Raw genomic sequence first — 8,383 nt, forward strand, 5'->3', positions numbered from 1 at the left:
TTGAAATACGTTGAAAGCGGCGTTCCAGCGAACGCACAACTCGATTCGACTGCGCTGCCGGCAAACCGATGCCAGCGCCTGTCGAGCTCGCATGCAATCGACTGTCGGGCGGCAATCACGCCATCGTGTTGCTGCGCGCATTAAAGAAACACGCGTGAACAGCCGTTAGTCGGTTTACTGCGGCCTACTATGGGGGCCGCCCATGGCAAGCGTGAGACACCCGCTCAAGGGCGCGGACCACACCTGCCGACGCGTGGGAGAGTGCAACGCTCGTGGGGTGTGAGTACCGCCAGTGGAGGTCGTCGAGCCAGCGCGCGCCGTTTGCCGCGGTGCTGCTGTTGGCGTTGCTGTCGTTGGCCGATCTGGCCGGCGCGCAGACCGCAAGCATTCGCCGCTACGCCCATGACCAGGGCCTGCTCGGGCTGGCCGGCACGTGCCTGCTGCAGACCCGCGCCACGTTGCTGTGGGTGTGTACCGAGAGCGGCCTGTATCGCTTCAATGGGCGCAGTTTTCAGCAGGTGGTGCTGGATGGCCTGCGCAACGAATCGATCAGCTCGATGACCGAAACCGCCGACGGTACGTTGTGGGTGGCCGGCTTCCAGACGCTGTTCGTCGGCAACGAACACGGCTTCCGCAGACTGGCGCCGTACGAGGCCGAGCATCTGCAGGAAGGCATGCTGTTGGCCAGCCCGGCGTGGGGCACGGTGCTGGCCAACGGCGGCACGCTGGAGCGGCTGAGTGCACGCGGCAACGGCCGCTGGCATAGCGAACCGCTGCTGGATACCGCCACCCGCGTGCGCGTGCCCGAGTTGTCCAAGGTGTTGAGCCTGTCGGTGGACGGCGACACCTTGTGGGCCGGCTGTGCCAAGCGGCTATGCGCCATCGATGCGCAGCGCAAGGTGCAGGTGTACGGGCCGGAACAAGGCGTGCCGGAAGATCGCTGGTACAGCGTGCTGCGCGACCACGACGGCGCATTGTGGGTACGTGGCACCGGCACCCTGCTCTACCGCGCACCGGGCGCAAGCACCTTCAGTATTCGGCCGCTGCCGTTGCTGGATGGCAGCACCGTCGGGCAGCAGGCGCCGCTGGTGCTCGACCGCGAGGGACGGGTGCTGGTGCGCCGCAACGACGGACTGGTGCGCTGGGAAAACGACCAGTGGCGCAGTTTCGGCACCGAAAACGGGCTGCCGCCGGGCAGCAGCGATGCCATCGTGGTGGACCGCGACGGCGACATCTGGATGACCGTGGACGGCGAAGGCCTTGTGCGCTGGGCCGGCTACGAGTGGATCGAGAACTGGGACGCCTCGCAAGGCATGCCGGTTGCGCCGACCTGGTCGATCGCCCGCGATGCGCAGGGCGCGCTGCTGGTGGGCAACGAACATGGCGTAGGTCGCCAGGCCGACCCGAAGGGGCGCTTCGTTCCTGCATTACCCCACTCCGGGATCCAGATCGTGGGCATGGCGCGCAGTGCCGACGGCAGCCTGTGGACGCTGAACTCGGCCGGCTTCGTGCGCCGCAACTGGCCGGATGGCCGCAGCGCCGAGGTCGCCAAACTTCCGCGTACCGGGCGGCGTCTGATCATCGACCGCCAGGGCCGGCTGTGGGTGCTCACTGCCGGTGGCCTGTTTGCGCTCGAACGGCCGCTGGACGGCGGCACGCTGCACCTGGTGAGCCAGATGCCGGCCATCGCCTATACCGATATCCAGCAGACTGCCGACGGCACGTTGTGGGTCTCCAGCGCCAATGGCCTGTTTCGGCTGCAGGGCGCGCACTGGTCGAAGGTGAAGGTCAAGGTCAATGGCGGCGCGTCCGACCCGTGGATCAGCAAATTCCATATCAGCGACAGCGGCGAAGTGTGGCTGGCGTTCTATCGCGCCGGGCTATGGCACGGCCTGTTGCTGGACGAAGAAGTGGATCTGCAGGCGGTCAGCGATGAAGCGCTCGCCGACGTCAGCGTGTACCAGTTGCGCGGCGACAGCGTCGGCCGGGTCTGGGTGGGTCACGCACGCGGCGTGGAGGTCTACGACGGCGAGCATTGGGCGCATCTGTCGCAGTCGCAGGGGCTGTTGTGGGACGACGTGTCCGAAGCGGCGTTTGCCGAAGATGCCGATGGCTCGGTGTGGATCGGTACCGCGCGCGGGGTGAGCCATCTGCGCGACCCGGCGCGCCTGTTCGATCAGCGCCAGCCCAGCGTGCGTATCGACAGCGTCAGCCGCGGTGGCGTGCCGGTGCAGCGCGGCCAGTTGCTCGCCTGGAGCGACAGGCCGTTGCATATCGAGCTGTCCAGCATGGAGGTCTACGACGACCCCAGCCGGCTCACGGTGCGCTATCGCCTGCTCGGTCTGCACAACGAATGGATCCAGAGCGACACCCTGTCCATCGACCAACCGCCGCTGCCGTCCGGGCATTTCCGCCTGCAGGTGCAGCTGCTGGACCGCTACCGACGCACCACCTCGCCGATCGCCGACCTGCCGTTCGCGGTGGCGCCGCTGTGGTGGCGCAGCCCGCCGGCAATCGCGCTGTATCTGCTGATCGGCAGCGCCCTGCTGGCCGGTTTGTGGCGCTGGCGGCACCGTCATCTGGTGGCGCGCGAACGCATGCTCGCCGAGCTGGTCGCCGAGCGCACCTATCAGCTGGAGCGCGAAAAACGCGAGCTGGAAAGCGCCCGCGCGGCGCTGGCACTGAAGGCCAGCCACGACGCGCTGACCGGCCTGCTCAATCGCTCCGGCGTGCTCGAAGCGATGGCCGAAGAACTGCAGGCCTGCGCCCACGGTGCGCATCCGCTGGCGGTGGTACTGATCGACCTGGACCACTTCAAGCTGGTCAACGACGAACACGGGCATCTGGTCGGCGATGCGGTGCTGGCCAAGGTCGGCGCGCGGCTGACCGCCTGCCTGCGCGATTCGGACCGCGTGGGCCGTTACGGCGGCGAAGAATTGCTGCTGTTGCTGCCGGGCATGTCGCAACACAGCCAGCACCGGCTGCGCGCCATCCACGAAAAACTCAGCGTGGCCCCGTACGAAGTGGGCGCCGCCCGCCCGCTACCGGTGACCTGCTCGGTCGGTGTGGCCTGGTTCCGGATCGGCGACACGGCGGCCACGCTGCTGGCGCGCGCCGACGAGGCGCTGTACCGGGCCAAGCGCCACGGACGCAATCGCATCGAACCGGAGGAGCCTGAGTCGTCGGTGGCATGAGCAGTCACTCCCATCACCCCAGTGCCGCGAACGGCTGCCGGGCCGATGTGCGCGATGTGCCGCAACCGCCGTGCATGCGTGCGCGCTGCATCCCGGCCGACGGCACGGCTGCCGCGCATCTCGCGCCAGCGAGTCTCTGCGTCGCCGCAACCGGCGCGCAGCTGCCGTTGTCCTGGCTGACCGCGGTGGTGGTGGTGGTGACACTGGCCTTGCTGGTGTTGGCGCTGGTGATCTCGGTGCTGTCGCGGCGCTTCCAGCAGCGCACCGATGTGCTGGCGCAATCGCTCGCGCAGGCCAATGCCGAGCTGGTGCTGGCCGCGCTGCACGACCCGCTCACCCGCCTGCCCAACCGCGTGCTGCTGCACGAACACGTGCTGCAGAGCATCGACCGCGCCCAGCACGACGGGCAGCGCTTTGCGGTGATGCTGATCAATCTGGATGGCTTCAAGGCGGTCAACGACGGCTACGGGCATCAGTTCGGCGACCAGCTGCTGGTGGCGGTGGCCGGGCGTATGAGCGCGCACCGCCGCGCCAACGGCAGCCTGGCGCGGCTGGGCGCCGACGAGTTCGCGCTGGTGTCCGACATCGCCGACCCCGAGGACGCCGCCGCAATCGCCGCGCATCTGCTGCAGGCGCTGGCGGTGCCGTTCCTGGTCGGCGACCAGGAGCTTCGCCTGAGCAGCAGCGTCGGCATTGCGCTATATCCCGAAGACGCCGGACCGGAAGACGCCGGCAGCGAGCATCAACTGATGACCCATGCCGATGCGGCGATGCGCCACGCCAAACAGGCCGGGCGCAACCGCTACAGCTTCTTCGAGCGTTCGATGACCGGCACCACCCGCGAGCGCCTGCAGCTGCTGCAGGACCTGCCGCGCGCGCTGGAGCTGGGCCAGTTCGTGCTGCATTACCAACCCAAATACTGCGCCGAGGATGGCCGCCCGATCGGCGCCGAGGCGCTGATCCGCTGGCAACATCCCGAACGCGGCCTGGTGCCACCGGACAGCTTCATCCCGCTGGCCGAACGCAGCGGCATGATCGGCCCGCTCGGCAGCTGGGTGCTGCAGCAGGCCTGCCGGCAGATGCGCGCCTGGCGCGAGGCCGGGCATGGCGACTGGCGGGTGGCGGTGAACCTCTCGGCCACCCAGTTGGCCTCGCCCAGCCTGCTGGACGAAGTAGCCACCACCCTGGCCGAGCATCTAATTCCGCCCGGCCAGCTCACCCTGGAAATCACCGAAACCATGGCCATGCGCGACGCCGATGCCTGCCTGCGCACGCTCGGCCAGCTCAACGCGCTGGGCGTGCGCATCGCCATCGACGATTTCGGCACCGGCTATTCCAACCTGCTCTACCTGCGCAAGCTGCCCGCGCACGAACTCAAGATCGACCGCAGCTTCGTGCAGGCGATGGACACCTGCCCCGAAGACATCGCCATCGTCGCTGCTGTCGTGGCGCTGGCCCACACCATGCGCCTGCAGGTAGTGGCCGAGGGCGTGGAGACCACCGCCCAGCGCAACACCCTGGAACGGCTGGGCTGCGACCAGCTGCAGGGCTATCTGCTGGGCCGGCCAATGGACGCAGAGCGCTTTATCGCCACGGTGGTCGCCCAGCGCGACTGCGTGCGCCGCCAGGCCAGCTGAGCAAAAGCATCAAAAAACGACCGTAGACCTGCATCCACGCTCGACGACCCGCCAACCGAGCCGAGCCCCAGCCTGCAGTTGGTCAGCCCTCGCGCCCGATTCCCGACCTGCGGCCCTCCCCTCCAACCACCCACTACAACACCCCGCCAGCGGCTCCACGCGCGGCCGCTACGTCCCGATTCCCCAATCCCGATTCCCCAATCCCAGCCCCACTAACTGGAACGCCGCTTGCATGAGGCAGGGCTGACAAGTCACCGGCACCTCCATGTCCGAGTCCGAAGACGGCGGCGAACGTACAGAGCTTCCCACCGAAAAACGCCTGCGCGAAGCCCGCGAGCAGGGCAACATCCCGCAATCGCGCGAGTTGTCCACTGCCGCGGTGTTCGGCGCCGGCGTGTTCGCGCTGATGGCCCTGGCCCGCGGCATCGGCGATGGCGCCAGCGTCTGGATGAAGACCGCGCTCAGCCCGGACCCGAAAATGCGTGAAAACCCGATGGCGCTGTTCGGCCACTTCGGCGACCTGCTGCTGCAGCTGCTGTGGGTGATGGTGCCGCTGATCGGCATCTGCCTGGCCGCTGGCCTGGCCGGCCCGCTGCTGATGAGCGGCCTGCATTTTTCCGGCAAGGCGATCATGCCCGACCTCAACAAGCTCAACCCGGCCAACGGGATCAAGCGCATGTGGGGCAGCAACAGCCTGGCCGAGCTGGTCAAGTCGGTGCTGCGGCTGCTGTTCGTCGGGCTGGCCGCCAGCCTGTGCATCTCCAAGGGCCTGCACGGCCTGCGCTCGCTGGTGAACCAGCCGCTGGAACAGGCCGTGGGCAACGGTCTGGACTTTACCAAGAGCCTGCTGTTCTACACCGCAGGCGCCCTGGTGCTGCTGGCCGCCATCGACGCGCCGTACCAGAAGTGGAACTGGATACGGAAGCTCAAGATGACCCGCGAGGAGATCAAGCGCGAGATGAAGGAAAGCGAGGGCAGCCCGGAGGTCAAGGGGCGCATCCGCCAGATGCAGATGCAGATGTCGCAGCGCCAGATGATGGAAGCGGTGCCCAAGGCCGACGTGGTGCTGATGAACCCGACCCACTACGCGGTGGCGCTCAAGTACGAGGGCGGCAAGATGCGCGCCCCGATCGTGGTGGCCAAGGGCGTGGACGAAATGGCCTTCCGCATCCGCGAAGTCTGCGAACAGCACCGGGTGTCGATCGTCACCGCCCCGCCTTTGGCACGCGCCTTGTATAGAGAAGCTCAAATTGGCAAGGAAATTCCCGTGAGACTCTATTCGGTCGTGGCCCAGGTGCTGTCCTACGTCTACCAGTTGCGTGGCTGGAACGGCGGCCCGATGCCGGAATTGCCCTCATTGGAAGTGGATGAGTTCGGCAAGGGAGCCAGCGCATGAGCGCCCAACCCGCACCGCTGAATGCCCGTCGCATCATGGAGTTGCTGCGCAACGGCCTGGGCGCCCCGCTGGCGCTGATGGCCATGCTGGCCATGCTGATGGTGCCGCTGGCCGCACCGGTGCTGGATGCCTTGTTCACCTTCAACATCGCCATCTCGCTGATGGTGCTGCTGGCGGTGATCTACGTGCAGCGCCCGCTGGAATTCACCATTTTCCCGATCGTGCTGTTGATGACCACGATGCTGCGCCTGGCGCTGAACGTCGCCTCCAGCCGCGTGATCCTGATCAACGGCCAGGACGGCCACGCCGCGGCCGGCAAGGTCATCGAGGCGTTCGGCCAGTTCGTCATCGGCGGCAACTACGCGGTGGGCATCGTGGTGTTCGCGATCCTGACCATCATCAACTTCGTGGTCATCACCAAGGGTGCCGGGCGTGTGTCGGAAGTGACCGCGCGCTTCATCCTGGACGCCATGCCCGGCAAGCAGATGGCGATCGACGCCGACCTCAACGCCGGTTTGCTGACGCGTGAGGAAGCCAAGGCCCGCCGCGAAGAAGTGCGCGAGGAAGCCGACTTCTACGGCGCGATGGACGGCGCCAACAAGTTCATCCGCGGCGACGCCATCGCCGCCATCATGATTTTGTTCATCAATCTCATCGGCGGCATGGCGGTGGGCATGTTCCAGCACGGCATGAGCTTCGTGGATGCCGCCTCCACCTACACCCTGCTGTCCATCGGTGACGGTTTAGTGGCGCAGCTGCCGGCCTTGCTGGTGTCGTCTTCGGTGGCCTTGTTGGTGACCCGCGCCTCGCGTGCGCAGGACATGCGCGGCGCCATGATCAGCCAGGTGTTCGGCCAGCACCGCGCGTTGGCGGTGGCTGCGGCCATCCTGGGCCTGGTCGGCCTGGTGCCGGGCATGCCGAACGTCGCGTTTTTGACGCTCGGCCTGATCCTGGGCGTGATCGCCTGGAAAATGTACAAGCGCAGCCTGGTTATCCCGCCCACCGGCGACCCCGCCACCGACCCCAAGGCCGCAGCGGCGGCCACCGCCGCCCAGGCCAGCTCGGAACTGAGCTGGGACGAGCTGCGCCCGATCGACCCGCTGGGCCTGGAAGTGGGCTACCGGCTGATCCCGCTGGTGGACAAGAACCAGGGCGGCGAGTTGATGGCGCGCATCAAGGGCGTGCGCCGCAAGCTCACCCAGGACATCGGCTTTCTGGTGCCGCCGGTGCATATCCGCGACAACCTGGAGCTGTCGGCCAACGCCTACCGCCTGCTGGTGCACGGCGTGCCGGTGGCCACTGCGGAAATCTATCCCGATCGCGAACTGGCGCTGGACCCGGGCGGCGCGCTCGGCCAGCTCGACGGCATTCCCGGCAAGGACCCGGCATTCGGCCTGGACGCCACCTGGATCCAGCCGCATCAGCGCGCCTATGCCGAATCGATGGGCTACACCGTGGTCGACCCGGCCACCGTCATCGCCACCCACCTGTCGCACCTGATCCGCGAACACGCCCCGGAACTGCTCGGCCACGAGGAAGTGCAGCAACTGCTGGCGACCCTGGCCAAGACCGCGCCGAAGATGGTCGAAGATCTCACCCCCAAGGCGCTGCCGCTGTCGGTGGTGGTGCGGGTGCTGCAGAACCTGTTGATCGAACGCATTCCGGTGCGCCAGCTGCGCAAGATCGTCGAAGCGCTGGTCGAGCACGCCCCGCACAGCCAGGACCCCACCACCCTCACCGCCGCGGTGCGCACTTCGCTGGGCCGTTTCATCGTGCAGGAAATCGCCGGCATGTCGGCCGAGCTGCCGGTCTACACACTGGCCCCACAGCTGGAGCGCGTGCTGCAGGAATCCACCCACGGCAACGGCGTGGCACTGGAACCCGGCCTGGCCGAGCGCCTGCACCAGAGCCTGGCCGATTGCGTCGGCAAGCAGGAGGCCCGCAACGAACCGGCCGTGGTGCTGGTACCCGGCCAGGTCCGCGCCGCGCTGGCTCGCCTGGTCCGCCACAGCGTGCCGACCCTGTCGGTACTGGCGTACAGCGAAGTGCCGGAAGACAAGCGCCTGAAGCTGGTCGGCACGATCAGCTGAGGCTGACGCCCCTCGTAGGAGCGCCCTTGGGCGCGACGGGCTCTACCGGGACAGCCCGTCGCGCCC

General features: G+C 67.5%; 4 protein-coding genes. All 4 read left to right on the plus strand.

The genetic code is table 11. The features are described from left to right. Positions 1-272: 272 nt before the first annotated feature. The 4 genes from ABS769_RS13315 to flhA all read left to right on the plus strand — a co-directional run bounded on the left by ABS769_RS13315 (position 273) and on the right by flhA (position 8,317). Positions 273-3,194: a ligand-binding sensor domain-containing diguanylate cyclase gene (locus tag ABS769_RS13315; protein WP_317060727.1), complete on the plus strand. Its 2,922-nt coding sequence runs from the start codon at positions 273-275 to the stop codon at positions 3,192-3,194. Between the two features lie 74 nt (positions 3,195-3,268). Beyond that, a complete protein-coding gene (locus tag ABS769_RS13320; RefSeq protein ID WP_317060755.1) occupies positions 3,269-4,831 on the plus strand; it encodes a putative bifunctional diguanylate cyclase/phosphodiesterase in 1,563 nt (520 codons plus the stop codon). Between the two features lie 265 nt (positions 4,832-5,096). Further along, the gene (flhB, locus tag ABS769_RS13325; RefSeq protein WP_317060726.1) at positions 5,097-6,227 is read left to right on the plus strand and encodes a flagellar biosynthesis protein FlhB; all 1,131 of its coding nucleotides are present in this window, start codon (positions 5,097-5,099) and stop codon (positions 6,225-6,227) included. Continuing rightward, positions 6,224-8,317, plus strand: a complete 2,094-nt coding sequence (gene flhA, locus ABS769_RS13330; protein ID WP_023903920.1) for a flagellar biosynthesis protein FlhA — start codon at positions 6,224-6,226, stop codon at positions 8,315-8,317. The genes flhB and flhA overlap by 4 nt, the downstream gene beginning before the upstream one ends. Positions 8,318-8,383 lie beyond the last annotated feature (66 nt).

Source organism: Xanthomonas hortorum, from assembly GCF_040279205.1.
GTDB classification, from domain to species: domain Bacteria; phylum Pseudomonadota; class Gammaproteobacteria; order Xanthomonadales; family Xanthomonadaceae; genus Xanthomonas; species Xanthomonas hortorum_F.